The sequence below is a fragment of the Aequoribacter fuscus genome, assembly GCF_009910365.1.
Taxonomy (GTDB): Bacteria; Pseudomonadota; Gammaproteobacteria; order Pseudomonadales; family Halieaceae; genus Aequoribacter; species Aequoribacter fuscus.
In genome coordinates this window covers 1,361,724-1,377,864 of the sequence record NZ_CP036423.1, presented here as the reverse complement: position 1 = coordinate 1,377,864, position 16,141 = coordinate 1,361,724, and the positions used below count along the sequence as shown (strand labels likewise).

16 protein-coding genes and 2 tRNA genes are annotated in these 16,141 nt (G+C 53.2%); 1 reads left to right on the top strand and 17 read right to left on the bottom strand.

Going from position 1 to position 16,141, the window contains the following annotated elements:
- From EYZ66_RS06185 to EYZ66_RS06135, 11 genes are all read right to left on the bottom strand, one after another.
- Window positions 1–867 (bottom strand): BrxR family helix-turn-helix transcriptional regulator, encoded by an 867-nt coding sequence (locus tag EYZ66_RS06185; RefSeq protein ID WP_009576415.1) that lies wholly within the window; start codon window positions 865–867, stop codon window positions 1–3.
- A gap of 200 nt (window positions 868–1,067) precedes the next feature.
- Window positions 1,068–1,141: transfer RNA gene (locus tag EYZ66_RS06180), tRNA-Cys, on the bottom strand.
- Between the two features lie 4 nt (window positions 1,142–1,145).
- Window positions 1,146–1,221, bottom strand: a tRNA-Gly gene (locus tag EYZ66_RS06175).
- Window positions 1,222–1,350: 129 nt separating this feature from the next.
- Window positions 1,351–1,920 (bottom strand): CDP-diacylglycerol--glycerol-3-phosphate 3-phosphatidyltransferase, encoded by a 570-nt coding sequence (gene pgsA, locus EYZ66_RS06170; RefSeq protein WP_009575546.1) that lies wholly within the window; start codon window positions 1,918–1,920, stop codon window positions 1,351–1,353.
- A gap of 7 nt (window positions 1,921–1,927) precedes the next feature.
- A complete protein-coding gene (gene uvrC / locus EYZ66_RS06165) occupies window positions 1,928–3,748 on the bottom strand; it encodes an excinuclease ABC subunit UvrC (protein WP_009575545.1) in 1,821 nt (606 codons plus the stop codon).
- 3 nt (window positions 3,749–3,751) lie between these two features.
- Complete coding sequence (murB, locus tag EYZ66_RS06160) at window positions 3,752–4,774, bottom strand: UDP-N-acetylmuramate dehydrogenase (protein ID WP_009575544.1); 1,023 nt, start codon at window positions 4,772–4,774, stop codon at window positions 3,752–3,754.
- A 5-nt stretch (window positions 4,775–4,779) separates the two neighbouring features.
- Window positions 4,780–5,532, bottom strand: a complete 753-nt coding sequence (gene kdsB / locus EYZ66_RS06155; protein ID WP_009575543.1) for a 3-deoxy-manno-octulosonate cytidylyltransferase — start codon at window positions 5,530–5,532, stop codon at window positions 4,780–4,782.
- Window positions 5,529–6,497, bottom strand: coding sequence for a tetraacyldisaccharide 4'-kinase (gene lpxK, locus EYZ66_RS06150; protein ID WP_009575542.1), 969 nt, complete (start codon window positions 6,495–6,497; stop codon window positions 5,529–5,531). Before lpxK ends, kdsB begins: the two co-directional genes overlap by 4 nt.
- Before the next feature lies 1 nt (window position 6,498).
- Window positions 6,499–6,924 carry an ExbD/TolR family protein gene (locus EYZ66_RS06145; RefSeq protein WP_009575541.1) on the bottom strand — a complete coding sequence of 142 codons (426 nt, stop codon included), beginning with the start codon at window positions 6,922–6,924 and terminating at the stop codon, window positions 6,499–6,501.
- Window positions 6,921–7,556, bottom strand: coding sequence for a MotA/TolQ/ExbB proton channel family protein (locus EYZ66_RS06140; protein ID WP_040816482.1), 636 nt, complete (start codon window positions 7,554–7,556; stop codon window positions 6,921–6,923). Before EYZ66_RS06140 ends, EYZ66_RS06145 begins: the two co-directional genes overlap by 4 nt.
- A 57-nt stretch (window positions 7,557–7,613) precedes the next feature.
- Window positions 7,614–9,929 (bottom strand): DNA internalization-related competence protein ComEC/Rec2, encoded by a 2,316-nt coding sequence (locus EYZ66_RS06135; protein WP_158027000.1) that lies wholly within the window; start codon window positions 9,927–9,929, stop codon window positions 7,614–7,616.
- Window positions 9,930–10,007: 78 nt separating this feature from the next.
- Here EYZ66_RS06135 and EYZ66_RS06130 point away from each other — a divergent pair, with 78 nt between their 5' ends.
- Window positions 10,008–10,532 (top strand): DUF2062 domain-containing protein, encoded by a 525-nt coding sequence (locus EYZ66_RS06130; RefSeq protein WP_009575536.1) that lies wholly within the window; start codon window positions 10,008–10,010, stop codon window positions 10,530–10,532.
- Window positions 10,533–10,536: 4 nt separating this feature from the next.
- Here the strand turns inward: EYZ66_RS06130 and EYZ66_RS06125 are convergent, their stop codons facing one another.
- From EYZ66_RS06125 to nqrF, 6 genes are read right to left on the bottom strand one after another with little or no spacing between them, the layout of a single operon-like run.
- Window positions 10,537–11,739: an FtsX-like permease family protein gene (locus tag EYZ66_RS06125; protein WP_009575534.1), complete on the bottom strand. Its 1,203-nt coding sequence runs from the start codon at window positions 11,737–11,739 to the stop codon at window positions 10,537–10,539.
- Window positions 11,736–12,416: an ABC transporter ATP-binding protein gene (locus EYZ66_RS06120; RefSeq protein ID WP_009575532.1), complete on the bottom strand. Its 681-nt coding sequence runs from the start codon at window positions 12,414–12,416 to the stop codon at window positions 11,736–11,738. Before EYZ66_RS06120 ends, EYZ66_RS06125 begins: the two co-directional genes overlap by 4 nt.
- Window positions 12,409–13,632 carry a lipoprotein-releasing ABC transporter permease subunit gene (locus EYZ66_RS06115; RefSeq protein WP_160195623.1) on the bottom strand — a complete coding sequence of 408 codons (1,224 nt, stop codon included), beginning with the start codon at window positions 13,630–13,632 and terminating at the stop codon, window positions 12,409–12,411. Before EYZ66_RS06115 ends, EYZ66_RS06120 begins: the two co-directional genes overlap by 8 nt.
- Window positions 13,633–13,642: 10 nt before the next feature.
- Window positions 13,643–13,879 (bottom strand): (Na+)-NQR maturation NqrM, encoded by a 237-nt coding sequence (gene nqrM, locus EYZ66_RS06110; RefSeq protein WP_009576962.1) that lies wholly within the window; start codon window positions 13,877–13,879, stop codon window positions 13,643–13,645.
- A 12-nt stretch (window positions 13,880–13,891) separates the two neighbouring features.
- Window positions 13,892–14,920 carry an FAD:protein FMN transferase gene (locus EYZ66_RS06105; RefSeq protein WP_160195622.1) on the bottom strand — a complete coding sequence of 343 codons (1,029 nt, stop codon included), beginning with the start codon at window positions 14,918–14,920 and terminating at the stop codon, window positions 13,892–13,894.
- Window positions 14,913–16,133, bottom strand: a complete 1,221-nt coding sequence (nqrF, locus tag EYZ66_RS06100; RefSeq protein WP_009576959.1) for an NADH:ubiquinone reductase (Na(+)-transporting) subunit F — start codon at window positions 16,131–16,133, stop codon at window positions 14,913–14,915. Before nqrF ends, EYZ66_RS06105 begins: the two co-directional genes overlap by 8 nt.
- Window positions 16,134–16,141: the final 8 nt, after the last annotated feature.

Sequence of the window (16,141 nt, the reverse complement as noted above, 5' to 3'; positions counted from 1 at the left end):
TCAATGGAACAAATAAGGCTCGAGCTCAGACAAGTTCTGCACCACAATTTGCTGTGCCTCAGGTTTAGCATGAATCGAGTTGGGGTCGATATTTAATTGCTGAAGCACGTAATAGGCAAGCGCCGCTCGCGACTGAACCGTTAAGCGCCCATTGAGCATGCCGTAGTCACGAACCACCACATCGCGCTGCGCTGGGCTTAACCGCTGATCAGCCGTAACGTGTATTTCAATGTGGGTATTCCAAGCCGAATCACCGTCCAAACCATGTTCGCTCGGTCCAAGTAAACTGGCCTCTCCACGGAATCGGCTCAACACAAAATCACGATAATCTTGGTTTTTCTCGCACCAAGCGCGCACATGCCAGCGTAACCCCGTATTCACAATACTGTGCGGCACAATGATTCGACCATCGCGATTGGGTGACACAATCGACACATAGTCGACTTCCAGACGCTGCTGCTCGCGCATGGCGGTGATCAAGGCGCGGATAATATCTGGGCGCGTGTTGCGCAGAGGCACACGCAAAGCCTCGGCGTGCTGCAGTCCAAGGTGTAAATCGGTAAACGTATCGTTGAGCGACTGCTTAGCAGCAACCAACTGCAGATACTCTTCGGTTTGTCCCTTGGTCAGTTTTGGGATAAAGGCCTGGCTGGGTCGATAGCCCTTGATGTATTTGTCGTATACCAAGTTACCTGGAGCAATGGTTTTTAGGTAGGTGTTAATATCTTTCGAGGCCTGCTGGCGGCCTATCCCAAAGGCATCAATCAAATGCTTGGTGGTTAAGCGCCCTTCCCAATAGGCAATAATCTCGATCAACCGATAGCGAGACAACAAGTCCCAGCGCAGCGGCCATTGTGTTTGAATCATATGCACGTCCTCACCACGAGCGGTGCGAGTAATGTTTAATTACTTTACCTTAATTCAAACTTTATAAAAGTAATTTCCTTTAATGTCTGCAGTGTATATCCGTACACGTCTTATTAAGCGACATATCCGCCGCGCAAAGAGCGGTCTAAGTCCCGATAAAATGAACTCAATCGCTCTGAGAAAGGCTTTATTAAAGAAAATGGAGGCTCGGGTCGGAATCGAACCGGCGTTGACGGATTTGCAATCCGCTGCATCACCACTCTGCCACCGAGCCATTTTGGAGCGGGAAACCGGGTTCGAACCGGCGACCTCAACCTTGGCAAGGTTGCGCTCTACCAACTGAGCTATTCCCGCTACGCGACGTTTTAAGCACGCTTAAAACACTTTACTGCTTGGGAGTTTGGTTGGTGATGACCAAGTCCAAACAGTAAAAGGATTGAGTTTCAATCCGAGGTGCGCATTGTAGGGCCTTGGGCCTCGGTGTCAAGCGGATTCGCTATTTTGTACTGCTTTGCGCGCCGCCAGCAAATACAGCAGCATTGACCACACCGTCAGTACTGCGGCCACCATAAACAAGGCGTAACCCAGCAGGATTAACAGCATCCAAGAGCCCCCTGCCATCGGGTCTATGGCGAGCAAAACCGTGATTGAGATCATCTGAACCGTGGTTTTCACTTTGCCTAACCAAGACACCCGAACCGAGGTGCGCTCGCCAATTTCGGCCATCCATTCACGCAAAGCCGACACCACGATCTCGCGAGCAATAATCACGCATCCTGCAATGGTAAAAGGCACAGACTGCAACTCGTGAATCAAAATAATAATAGCCACCGACACCATCAGCTTATCGGCAACTGGGTCCAAGAATGCACCAAAGGAGGTACCCTGCCCAAGTCGTCTCGCAAGATAACCATCCAACCAATCGGTGATTGCCGCCGCACCAAATATTGCCGCGGCGATCAGGTAACGCCCCGAGATGTCTGAGAAGAAAATCAGCACCATCACGGGGATCATAAGCACCCGAAGCAAGGTGAGACTGTTGGGTAAATTCACTGTGTTTCTACTCCCGACCGGCCTGTAGATGCTCGACGATTTGTTCCGCCAGCGCGCGATTGATACCGGGCACCTTTATGAGTTCCTCAATATTCGCACCTTTTACCCCCTGAGCGCTACCAAAGTGGCGTAATAAATCGCGTCGCCGCTTGGCACCGACACCAGGTATCGATTCCAACGCAGACTGGTGTTGCTTGGCTCGGCGAGCGCGGTGACCGGTGATCGCAAAGCGGTGCGATTCATCGCGGATGTACTGAATAAGATGCAGGGCCGGGTCATCGCTCTGCAACTGCCATTCTTTGCCCGTGGCGCCATTAATCAGGGTCTCGAATCCCGCCTTACGGGTGGTACCTTTAGCAACGCCAATGACGACGATATCTTCAATTTGCAGAGCCTCTAACACACCCATGGCCTGACTCACCTGCCCTTTACCACCATCAATTAGCAGCACATCAGGCTTTACACCTTCACCATTTTTGAGACGCTTAAAGCGACGTTCCAGCGCCTGCTGCATGGCGGCGTAATCATCCCCTCCGGTAATGCCCTCGATGTTAAATTTGCGATAGTCAGACTTCTTGGCGCCATCCACACCAAACACCACACACGATGCCACCGTTTGGGCACCGCTGCTGTGACTGATATCAAAACACTCGATACGTTCTGGAAAAGCCCCAAGCTGTGCTGCTTTTTGTAAAGCGAGAAGACGTGCTCGCGTGGTCTCTTTGGCCTCTAAGTGCGCCATAAGATTGGTGTCGGCGGTTTGCACGGCCAGCTGCAACCAGCGCGCGCGGGCCTCGCGAACGCGATGTTTTACCGACACCTTCACCTTAGCCCGTTGAGTGAGCAGCTCATTCAATGCCTGCACCTCATCAAGCTCGTGCGAAACAATCACTTCTTGAGGCACGGGGCGCTCGTTCGCCAGATAATATTGCAATACAAAAGCCGACAAGGTCGAGGCCTCGGTGTCATCAATAGCTAAGGCCGGATAATACGAGCGACTGCCAATTACACGACCCTCGCGCACAAACAAGACATGCACACACGCCTTACCGTGGCGAGTGGCACAGGCAATGATATCTAAGTCACCACGCACGCCCTCGATGCCTTGACTGGACTGTACCTGTTGAATATGCCCTAGCTGGTCGCGCAACACCGCCGCTTTCTCAAACTCTAAGCGCTCGGCGCAGGCCTCCATGTCGTCGGCAAGCTTGGCCATGAGCTCTTGCGACTTGCCCTGCAAAAACAAACGCGTCGATTCGACCTGCTCGGCGTACTCCTCCTCGGTGACAAATCCCGGTACACACGGACCAGTACATCGCCCTATTTGATGCTGCAGGCACGGTCTCGAACGATTGCGAAAATACGCGTCCTCACACTGGCGTACACGAAACGTTTTTTGCAAAAAATGCAGCGACTCGCGCACCGCGCCCGAGCTCGGGTAAGGTCCAAAGTACTGCCCTTTTTTACGCTTAGAACCCCGATGAAACGCCAGTCTCGGAAAGGTATCCTGCGTGCTCAAAAAGATATAGGGATACGATTTATCGTCTTTGAGCAGAATATTATAAGGCGGCTTGTGTTCTTTTATCAGATTGTGCTCAAGCAGCAGTGCATCGACTTCAGTAGAGGTCACTGTCACCTGAATATCGACAATCTTAGCTACCAGCGCCATAGTTTTGGTAGTGAGTCCAGAGGCTCGAAAATAACTGCTGACGCGGGCTTTCAGGTTCTTGGCCTTGCCTACATACAAAATCTCACCTTCGCTGCCAAGCATTTGATAAACGCCGGGACGTTGGGTCAATTGTTTAAGAAAGGCTTCGGAATCAAACATCAGTTATGCACCCATGACCACAGGCTCAATTTCTAGGGTCACGCCAAACGCGGACTGCACAGTACTCATCACGTGCTCGGCAAGCGCCAAGCACCCCGCGCCTGTAGCCTGTCCTGGATTAACCAGCACCAGAGCGTGATCTTCGCTAATGCCACAACCAGCGTGTTGGTAGCCTTTAAGCCCCGTAGCCTCAATTAGGTAGGCCGCGGCTAGCTTAGCTCTTCCATCGCTCAGCGGATACACGGGCAGGTAGGGGTACTGCGCCTTTAAGTGTTGTGCGTGCTCGCCACTGACGATGGGATTTTTAAAAAAACTCCCTGAGTTTGGCACTCGTCGCACATCGGGTAATTTGGCAGCACGAATCGCCGCGACCGTGTTCAGCACATCTTCGGGCGTGGGCTCACACAATCCGGCATTGTCCAGCGCCTGCCCAAGCGCCGCGTAGCTTGTATTGACCGCCGGGGTCGTCGACAGGCGCAACCGAATCCCAACGATGGCGTAGCGAGCGCGCCAGGGCCCCTTGAAATACGAACAACGATAGGCAAACCCGCAGTCTTGGCTTTTGATTACTGAAAATTCACGCGTACTTAAGTCTAACACCCGCACGCTTTCAATAAACTCGGCAATCTCCACCCCGTAAGCGCCGATATTTTGCACCGGTGCCGCGCCACAGCTACCCGGTATCGACACCAGATTCTCTAGACCGAACCAGCCGCGTTGATTACAAATGCGTACCAGCGTATCCCACTCGGTACCGGCAAGCACATCGACAAGAACGTCGTCACCCCGCTGTTCGAACAGGTCAATCTCATCGCCCACTGGATGCACCACCAAGCCTCGGAGCTGCTCACCCAAAACGACATTACTGCCCCCGCCTAACAGGGTGATACCAAGACCTCGAGAATTGGCATAGTCGATCGCCGCAAGCCAGTCGGCATCAGACTCGACTCGACAGAAATTCTCGGCACGAGACATCACCCCTAGCGTGTTCAAACCCTCTAGACTGACATCGCGTTCAAATTGCATTGGTCTCAAGCACCGAGCAGGCGATTGACCGCCTGCAAGTCTGCTGGAGTATCGACTCCGCCCGGCACTGAAGCACACGCTGGCTCTACATGAATACGAGTACCTTGGTACAAGGCGCGCAATTGTTCCAATTTTTCGAGCCGCTCAAGGTCGGCCATTGGCCATTGCGTAAACGCTTTTAACGTCCCTGCACGGTAGGCATAAATACCCAAGTGCCGATACCACGCATCGGATTCAAGATCGATGGTCGCGGCATCTTTATCGCGCGGAAAAGGAATTAGAGATCGGCTGAAGTACAGCGCGTAACCCGTTGAATCAAAAACAACTTTTACCGCGTTAGAATCGGTCAATGTCGCGTTGTCTTCGATCCGCTCACACAAAGTCGCAATACCGGCCTCGGGGTTACTGGCTAGGTTATGCGCGACCTGCTCTATCACGCTCGCCGGGATCAAAGGCTCATCACCCTGCACGTTGACCACAATGGCATCGTCAGCCAAAGCCGCCTGAGTGACTACTTCAGCTAAACGATCTGTACCCGATTCGTGGTCTTCTCGGGTCATACACACGTCAGCACCAAAGCTCTGGCAAACTTCAAACACGTCTAAGTGATCGGTCGCTACAATCACACGATCAGCGCTCGATTCGCAGGCACGCTCCCAAACGTGTTGAATCATAGGCTTTCCGGCGATATCCGCTAAAGGTTTCGCCGGTAAACGTGTCGACGCATATCGCGCTGGAATGACAATGGTATAGCTCACAAGAGTGCCTCGAGTTGGGTCCAAAAATTCGTTAGGGTCGTTTCCGGTATGCGCATCTGAGTGCGGTACACCCAAACGCCTTGCACCGACGCCGGCAATTTTACCGCGTCTTTCTCGGTCACTACCACCGCATGGCGAGCATTGACGAAATCTTGGTCATTAAACTGATAATGATCTGGAAACGCCCTGAGCGTAACGCTAAATCCCAGGGCCTCAAGATCTGCTTGCAATCGCTGTGGCGCGCCGATAGCCGTCACAACCTCTATCAGGGGATGCTTGGCTAGCATGTGCTCAAGGCTGAGTGTCTGGCCACTATCCTGATAAAAATCCTGAGGCACTAAATACGCGCCGCCTTGGCTCTTAGACCCGCGATATATGATGTGGTCAACAGTGCGAATACGCGCCGCCGGCTCGCGCAAAGGCCCCAAGGGTAAACAGTGCCCGTTACCAAAGCCGCGTTGCTTGTCCACCACGGCAATTTCAATACTCCGGCGCAAACCGGTATGCTGTAAGCCATCATCAGCCAGCACAACATCTACCCTATCCTGCAAGCACTCATAGGCCATAGCCCGCTGCTCGGCAACTACGACGGGGACATTGCAGCTTCTGTGAATCAACATAGGCTCATCGCCTGTATCGCTCACCAAACTCGAACGAGTAACCTCTAGCAAACCTGAAGTGGCGCGTCCATATCCGCGACTGATAACACCCACCGTCAGGCCTTTGGACTGCAAATATCTGACCAAGGCAATCACCACCGGTGTTTTACCCGTACCACCCACCGTCACATTGCCGACCACCACACACGGCGGTTTCATAGGCTCTACGCGAGGATCTAGCCGTTTACGTGCCACGAACGCTGTGTAGACAAGTTCCAGGGGCCACAATAGCCACAGCAACCCTGGCGTTTCGCGGTACCAAAAGTAGTTAAAGAAGCGCTCGAACAACAATCGCCCATAAGTCACGCTAGTTTTCCTCAGACTGAGGGTTAAGCGTTGCTATGCTTAATCGAGAAAACCCTAATTGGCCTGCGGCATCCATAGCGCTAACCACCGACTGATGTGACGCATTCGCGTCCGCCACAATCGCCAAAGGTAAGGTCGTGTCCCCTTTTGACAATTGGTACAAGGCGTCTTTTATGGTGCTAACCCGAGTACCTGACAGCGGCAAACCGTTCACTCGGTAGGAACCTTCACGTGTAACAACCAATTCAATAAGATCGGGAATAATTTCTCGAGACTCACCAGAGGCCGTGGGCAAGGCCAGCGTAAGTTCGCTTTGCTTGGTAAACGAGGTCGACACCATGAAAAAGATCAATAACAAAAACACCACGTCAATCAAGGGCGTGAGATTGACCTCTACCGCCGGCTTGGCGCGTCGCTCGAATTTCATTTGCTGGCCTCTACCTCAGAGAGTGAGGCGGCATTACCGTGCAAAGCGTCAACTAAACGGTTGGCATCTTGCTCCATGCGCACCACAATGGCATCTACGCGGCCCTGCAAATACCGGTGCATGACCAATGCTGGGATGGCCACGGTCAGACCCGCAGCGGTCGTAATCAGCGCTTGAGAGATACCACCCGCGAGGGCACCGGCATTACCGGTGCCTTGCGTCACGATCTCAGTAAATACCGAAATCATGCCGATGACTGTGCCTAATAGGCCCATCAGCGGTGCAATGGCAGCGATAGTGCCTAGGGTGTTCAAGAAACGTTCGAGCTCATGCACCACCTGAGAGCCCGCATCTTGAATGCTTTCCTTCATGATATCCCGACCGGCTTTGGCGTTCATTAAGCCTGCCGCCAAAATATGCCCTAAATGACTCGAGCTCTTAAGTGCACGCAATTTCTCGGCGTTCATTTGACCCGACTTAATTTGCTGAAACAGTGTCTGAACTAAGCCAGCCGGTGCAACTTTAGAAGGTTTTAGAGCGATTAAACGCTCAATACAAATTGCCAAAGCAATGACCGAAGAGAGCAGAATGGGGATCATTAACCAACCACCCGCTGTCACGATTTCTAGCATATCCATCCCCTTTGCGTTTGGCTCATTATACTCACCCGAGCGACATGAACAACGCGCTTAGGGGGAATAATTATCTTGCCAAAATCGAGCCCAATGGGTGCGCGTTGCAAGCCAGCGTAGCTCCTCGTTGCGCCCCCATTCAAACCGCAAGGCGCCTGTCTGAGCCGTGTTCAAAATGGTCGCTCTAGAGCTGTCAAGACGTTTCATTACGGCAGGATTGGGGTGGCCAAAGGCATTATTAAACCCTGCAGATATCACCGCATAACGGGGCTTTACCCACTTGAGTAGTGTTGCCGAGCTGGAGGTATCAGAGCCGTGATGCCCCACGATAAGTATGTCTGCCTCAAGTTCGTTACGCCAATAACTGACCAGGTCTCGCTCTTTCACCTTACCCACATCCGCCATGAACAGCACTGAATAGCCGTAAGCGTTTACCTTTAAAACGCAAGACGTGTCGTTATCGCTACTCAAAGAAGTGTCTGCACCGCCCGAAAGCCAGTGCAAGCTGACGCCCTGCGCCCACTGCTCCACCCGACCCGGTCGACACAGTTGAGCCCGCTCGCCCTCACCGCTTGGACTCACCAGTCGGCGCCAACCAAAATTAAAGTTCGGCGAATAAAATCCACCCACATGGTCAAAGTCTTCATGGCTCAGCACTAGGGTGTCCACCGCGGAAATATCCAAACCCCGCAAAATGGGCGCGGCGGTGTAGTCAAAATGGTACACACTGCCGGGCAAGCCTCCTGCCAGATCAAACAACACCGACCGCTCTGCTACCTGCAACAGCATGGCCGAGCCCTGTCCCACATCAAACACCCAAAATCGCGCCCGATCCGTCGAATCCGACATAGGTCGGTAGCTCAACATCAAGCCCATCACAACCAATACAATGAAGCGCCAAGCAAGACGCAAGGGTGTCAATAGCAGCAACCACAAAGCGCTCAAAAGCAGTGCAAAAGCAATGGATAATGTGCTCTGCCAAACACCCATCTCAAGCCAGGCAGAGTCTAGCAAGCTTTCCGCTAAACCCAGCGGCCACGCCGCCCACGACCACAGCAAAGCGCTCACAGTCATAGCGCCCAATGAGCCAGCCAGCGCCCCCAATAGACTGAGCGGTACGAGCCATAGGCCGGCCACGGGTACGGCCAGCATATTGGCGGGTATCGATACAAGGGAAGCCTGACCAAAAAACACCAAACTGGCAGGCCACATTGCGACGCATATCGCTACATGAGTCAAAACATAAGCCCGAGGCCCCTCGAATCTACCCACGATGGCCGAGCTTATGAGCACCATAAACACTGCACCAAAACTTAGCCAAAATGCGGGTAATAAGCCGGTAAGAGGGTTTATCAGCAAGCACAACGTAAGGGCCCACCAAAACAAGCGCAACGGCTGACCGTCGCGCCCCAGATTTTTGGCCAACAGCCAAAAGCACAAGGCCAGAACGGCGCGCTGGGTGGGTAAACTCCAACCCGCCATTAAGGCGTAACCCAGTGCCGCCGCAAACACCAAGCCATCGCCGAGGTATTGTCTAACACGATATGCAACAATCCAACACAATGGCCGCAGCAAGGCTCGAGCCACAATACTTGCAAAGCCTGCCACCAACGCAATGTGTAAACCCGATATGACCAACAGGTGGCCAACACCTAAGCGCAAGCTAAGCTGCTGAAACAAAGGCGGAATGGAGCGCTTGTCCGCCACGACTAGGGCGCCAATAACGCCTTTTGCGGTGTCACTCAGCCCCGCCTGATTGGCAATGGTTTGCGATAGACGATAGCGCCAATGGTCGAATCCTCGATAGGCCTTGCGTTGACTGTGCACAAATTCTAAGCGCCCGCCTGCCAGTCGCTGCAGGGCAACAGCCTGTGCCTTGCGATTGTCACTGGAAAAGTTCGCAAACCCTCGCTCTGATCTCAAGATCACTTGACCGTCAATGCGATCGCCCAAACGCAATGTCCTGGGACCTGTGTAATACACCCTAATGCGCTCTAGCGCAGCACAAGCCGGCAGCGACACACGGGTTATATCAAGCTCAGCCCGCTGCACGACCGTCTCATTAAAGCCTGGGTACTCGTCTACAAAATCACGCACTTTGGCTTGCACGGTCAACGGTGTGTTTAAGCATTGGGGCGAGACATTCAGCTCGACCATCCACTGGCTATAAAACCAAACCCAAGCCTGACCCACGCACCAACCGACAATAAGGATTCGCAGCACCCTAATACGAAAATAGTAAAATAGTATTGCCGATACACAGAGCGAGCCATAAAAGGCGCTAAAGCCGCGCCACAAAAGCGCCGAAAGCACCCCACAAATAAGGCCCGTGGCGGCAATTAGAGCGTAGTCTTTCGGTCCAAATCTGGTCATAATAGCGCTCGCAAACAGAGACACCATTGCAGCACATGGGGTCGACTGAATAACGAGCACTAAGGTTCATAAACCATCATGCCCAAGCATACGCTGAAAAAACTGATTCCCAGCGCGTCGGAATTAAAAGAGCTTAAAGCTTTGCATGTCTTTGGTGATTGGATCTACGAAGGCAATTTGTGGCACTTAAATCGCTATTCGGCATCCATGGGGTTCTTTGTCGGCTTGTTCATGGCCTTCATGCCCATACCGGGGCAAATGCTGGTTGCCGCGGCACTGGCTGTTTGGCTGCGCTGTAACTTACCCTTATCGGTCTCTTTGGTGTGGATTACCAACCCGCTGACCATGCCAGCAATCTTCTTTTTTGCCTACGAACTCGGCGCCTTTATCTTAGGCGTAGACACGCAGGCTATTCAATTCGAGTTAAGCTTTGCCTGGCTCTCGGCGACCCTGGGCGCTATCTGGCAACCTTTTTTACTGGGATGCCTCCTTTTTAGCATAGGTTTTGGCGCCTTGGGTTATTTTGTGGTCGATATCATGTGGAAGGCGCAAATTCGACGCAAGTGGCGCGAGCGCCAAATCAAACGCCAGACTCGCGCCTGATACTCTAGGCTTCTGACAAGACCTCGGCAGGGGCAATCTGCGCCGCTCGGCGCGCGGGGTACACTGCGGCTAACGCACACGCAGCGATCGCAATAAATGCCACCAACACAAAGTCTCCCGCCTGAGGATCGGTGGGCAAGAACGCAATTGGATACACGTCGGTATTCAAAAAATTTACCCCAAAAACGTGTTCGATACGGGCGACAATCGAGGTAATACTGATGCTAAGAACATACCCTAGCGCTACGCCTAGTGCGCTACCCACTATGCCAATTAACGTCCCTAACCATAAAAAAATCGAGGCAATAGCCCGAGGTTGAAGGCCCATGGTGGACAAAATCGCTACCTCCTCGCGCTTGTCTGTCACCAACAAGACCAACGAAGACACGACGTTGAACGCGGCGATAAGCACAACGGCTGCTACTAAGATAACGATTAGGTCCCGCGACAACTGAATAGCCGCGTACAGATTACCGTGCGTCATACCCCAGTGCCGGACGTATTGGGTTGGCGCCAAGGTATACTGCAAACCCTGAGCGAACCAGGGCGCCAAGAAAACGTCTTGCAGCTGTACTTTTAGACCACTGACCTTAACTGAGTCGTACCCCACAAAACGTTGGGCGTCTTGCAGCGGCAATAAGATCAGGGCGTCATCCGCCTCGGTTTGGGTGCTTAGCCATCCCGCAATCGTCACAGTGTACGCCCTGGCCTTTTGGTCGCCCGAATCCGGTATCACAACACTGACCCGATCGCCAACGCTTGCGTTGAGTCGTTGCCCCAAGCGCTCTCCTACCCATACGCCGGGCTTGGGCTTGTCGTTAGAGATCATACCGGGCAACAGCCAAGAACTCGGATCGGAAACACCCACGCCCACAAAGGCCTCTACCTGTTTGCCGTTTTGCACAAGCCCCTGCAATTCGACGAAAGGTGTCACGCTTTGTACGTCGGCGTTGCTTAGCAACTGCTCTGCTAAGTCGCTCGGTTCCAATCCACCCGCTCCCATGACCGATACGTGTGGAATAACGGCCAACACGCGGGTGCGCATCTCTCGGTCAAAGCCATTCATAACCGACATAACGACCGCCATCAGAGCCACGGCCAACACTAAACCAGTGACTGACAGCAAACTTAAAAAACGCGACAGAGGCGCTTGCTCGCGTGTCAGAACGTAGCGAAGCGCGATCCCTAATCGAAATTTGAGGTTCATTGGATCGCCACTAATTGGCCTTGCTCTAGGCGCAAACGCCGATCAGCTCTGGCTGCGACCGACTCATCGTGAGTCACAATAACAAAAGCCGTATTCAAGTCTCTGAGCCCCTCGAGCGTGGACAACACCCTTTCAGCCGACCCCTGATCTAGGTTGCCGGTGGGCTCATCCATCAGCACAACAGCGGGTTCACGCACCAAGGCTCGGGCAATCGCGACTCGCTGGCGCTCGCCACCCGATAGCTGCGAAGGACGATGGCTCGCGCGCGCAGACAGACCCAAACGGTCTAACCACTGCAGGGCTTGGCTTTTGGCGTCGACCTGCGACATTCCCGCAATGCGAAGAGGCATAGCCACGTTCTCCCACGCATTAAAATCCGCGAGCAAATGATGGAACTGGTATACAAAACCTAGGGACTCGTTACGATACGTGCAGCGCTGGCTTGCGCTTAAACGTGACCACGAGACGCCTTTAACCCGGACGTCTCCAGCGGTAGGTTCGTCGAGGCCACCGAGCACGTTCAGTAAGGTAGACTTACCCGAGCCTGATACACCAAGGATAGCCACGAGCTCACCGGCCCTAAGCTCGAAATTCAGATCATTCAATACCTGAACGCTGTTCGCGCCATCGGCGTATTGCTTTGCGAGGCTGAGACATTCCAAAACGAGATTATTCATAGCGCAATACCTCTGCAGGCGAGATTCGCGCTGCTCGCAAAGCGGGATAGATTGACGCTAAGATGCTTAACAGTAGCGCGATAGTCACTACCCAAAAAACATCAGACCACAGTAAGTGCGAAGGCAAATCGCTAATAAAATACACCGTCGGATCAAACACTTTAAAACCAAACGCCAGTTCAACCAAGCGCACAATATCAGGCAGATTCATCGCCAACACAACACCCACCAAGGTCCCAATCGCAATGGCGACACAGGCCATCAGCAAACCGTGAAGTAGAAACACCAATGACAATTGGGTGTGCGAGAGCCCCATCATACCCAACACCGCAATATCTTTGCGGCGGGACTGCACCGACATGGCCAAGGTCGCGATTAAATTAAACGCCGCCACCACAACCACCAAAAACAGTAACACCGCGACCATACGTTTTTCCATTTTAATAGAGGCAAACAGCGAGCCCTGCGTCTCGGTCCAATCCGTTGCATGAAGCCCCAGGGGACTGAGCTCAATGTTGATGTTACTCGCAAGCGTTGGCGCTTGCCAAAGATCCTGCCCGCGTACTTGCCAACCGTCACGATCGCGTCGCAGTAGCCGCTCCGCCGTCGTTAAATCCATGAAGGCATCGGCGCTCGATTGATTAATACTGAGGTCAAAAACGCCTACAACTCGCAAGGTTTTCGTTTTCGGGAACACACCAAACGGGCTAACCACCACATCGGGTAAGGTCATCTTTACATCATCGCCCGGCATCACACCCAAACTCGCCGCCAAGCTGCTGCTTAATACAAGGCCAAAACGGATATCCGCCGCCTGCTCGAGCTGACGCGCTACGGTCTCCAGCCAAGGGGACACAGTTGCCAGAGTCCTGGTGTCAACACCCATGATACGAGCGCCGCTGATTAGACTACCCGAACCCAGCAAGGCTTGTGTCCGAAGGTAAGGCGATACCGCAACGACGCCTTCCTGCTGCCGAAGGGCTTGCTCCGTGCCTGAGGTGTCGTCGATGGTTTGCTCAACAAACAGGTGCGGTACGACCGATAAGATGCGCTCGGTAATTTCGCGTGAAAAACCATTCATAACAGACATGACCACAATAAGCGCAATAACACCCAGAGTCATGCCTGCAACGGAAATAACAGACACCAAACGCGCAAAACCCTGCCGGCGCACCCCAAAAGAGTAACGCAGCGCCAAGTGCCAAAGCAGGGCCATCGGAAACGAACTATGAATTTTTATCTGCGGAGTAAAACAAGCCAGGGCGAGCAGAGTTGGCGGTTTTTTCCGATTCAGTCTCGCATTTGTTGGGGTCACCACCACAGAGTTCACAGGCAGCGTCTATCCCGACTGCGCCCATGCCACCACAGCTACCTTTAATGGGCTGGCGCCCAAACATAACACCAACGGCCATAATGGCAACAACAACACCCATTAGAATGAACGCTAAAACGAAGGTTTCCATGGTGTCTCCTTTTTACTGTGATTGGTACATACGAGCAAACGCAGAGCTAGGAAAAGATTCTATCCCAGCCTCGGTCCTCGCCAATAGTAACACGGCCCACTGATTTTCCTCAGCAAGCGCTAAAGCCTCATCTTTGCCCAATACCAACAGGCTCGTTGCCAAGCCATCTGCGCGTGTGACACTTGGATCGACTACCGTAACCGATACCACCTCATGCCGTATGGGCCACCCGGTTGTTGGATCGATCAGATGCGAGTAGTTCTGCCCCCCTACCCTGAAGAAATTGAAGTAATCTCCTGACGTTGCCACACCCATATCTGTCAGAGCAATGGTGGTTGCAACCTCGGGGGCGTCCGATTGGGGTGAACGCACAGCAATGCGCCACGGTTGCCCCTGCGGATTGAGGCCTTGAACTTTGAGTTCGCCGCCAATTTCGACCATAAAATTGTCGATCCCACGACTTCGCAGCAAGTTCGCAAGGCGGTCCACGCCGAATCCTTTAGCAATACTGGAAAAATCGAGCGCACGGGGGCTCGTCTTCACCAGCGTGCGGCTGGCCAAATCAAATTCTAGGGCTTCGTAGCCTACCTGAGCTCGAGCGGCCTCTACCTCAGCCTCACTTGGGAGGTCGTCTTTTTTAAACTCGGGCCCGAATCCCCACAGCAAAATCAGAGGCTCGACCGTCACGTCATACGCGCCGCCTGACAAGCGCGACAAAGTCAAAGCCTGATCAAGCACATAGGCGAAGCCGCTCGATACTTTGATCGGCTCATTTGCCGGTGCACTGGAGACAAGATTAATCTCAGAATCTGCGATATACGTCGACATCGATTGATTGATATCGAGCAATTCGGCTTCTAGCGCAGCACGCAGCGCCGACGCGTTGTGATCGCTATTGGGTGGGAGATAAGTCAAAGACCAGCTGGTGCCCATCGTACGTCCGCCCATCTTCTCGAACGCAGGCTTAGGGTCACAGCCTGAAAGAAAAAGCGCCCAGACCAACAGGCTGAGCGCTAGGGTAAATCGCTGAATATTAGCCACCGAAATCATCGAGCATAATGTTCTCAGGTTCCACACCGAGATCCGTCAACATTTTGATGACCGCCGCATTCATCATTGGTGGCCCGCACATGTAGTACTCGCAATCCTCTGGCGCTGGGTGATCTTTCAGGTACTGCTCGTACAGCACGTTGTGAATAAATCCGGTTAAGCCCGTCCAGTTATCTTCGGGCTGCGGATCAGACAGTGCGACGTGCCAGTCAAAATTCTCGTTCTCAGCCGCCAGCGTGTCGTAATCTTCGACATAGAACATTTCGCGAAGCGAACGCGCGCCATACCAGAATGAAATTTTGCGCTTCGAACCCAAACGCTTCAGCTGATCGAAGATGTGAGAGCGCATCGGCGCCATACCGGCACCGCCACCGATGAAGACCATCTCCGCATCCGTATCTTTGGCAAAAAACTCGCCAAAAGGCCCAGAGACTTTAACTTTATCGCCCGGCTTAAGGTTGAAGACCCACGATGACATTTCGCCAGCAGGTATGCCTTGACTGCCGGGCGGTGGCGTCGCGATACGAATATTGAACTTAACCACACCCTTCTCTTCCGGATAGTTGGCCATCGAGTAAGCGCGAATAATGGGTTCGTCCGTTTTCGAGTCGAGATTGAAGAAGCCAAAGCGCTCCCAGTCACCGCGATACTCTTCGCCGATATCAAAGTCAGAATATTGTACATGACCTGCAGGTCGCTCTAGCTGAACGTAACCCCCTGCACGGAAGTCCACGTTTTCGCCCTCGGGCAACGTGAGTATGAGCTCTTTGATAAAGGTCGCAACGTTGTCGTTCGATTCTACGGTGGTCTCCCACTGTTTCACCCCGAACACTTCCTCCGGCACTTCAATTTCCATGTCCTGCTTGACGGCAGTCTGGCAGCTCAAGCGCCAGCCCTCGGCTGCCTCACGACGATTAAAGTGGCCCTCTTCGGTTGGCAACATAGCGCCACCGCCGGACTTAACAATGCACTTACACTGGGCGCAAGTACCGCCACCGCCACAGGCCGATGCCAAAAACAAGTTCGAGTCAGCCAGGGTTTGGAGTAGCTTGCCGCCGGCAGGTACAGAAATGGTCTTCTCGCCGTTGACTACAATATTAACTGCACCGCTATTCACCATGCGGCTGCGCGCAAACAGAATGATCAACACGAGGGCAAGCACGATTGCCGTGAACATTCCTACGCCGAATAAAATGGTATCCATCGATTGCT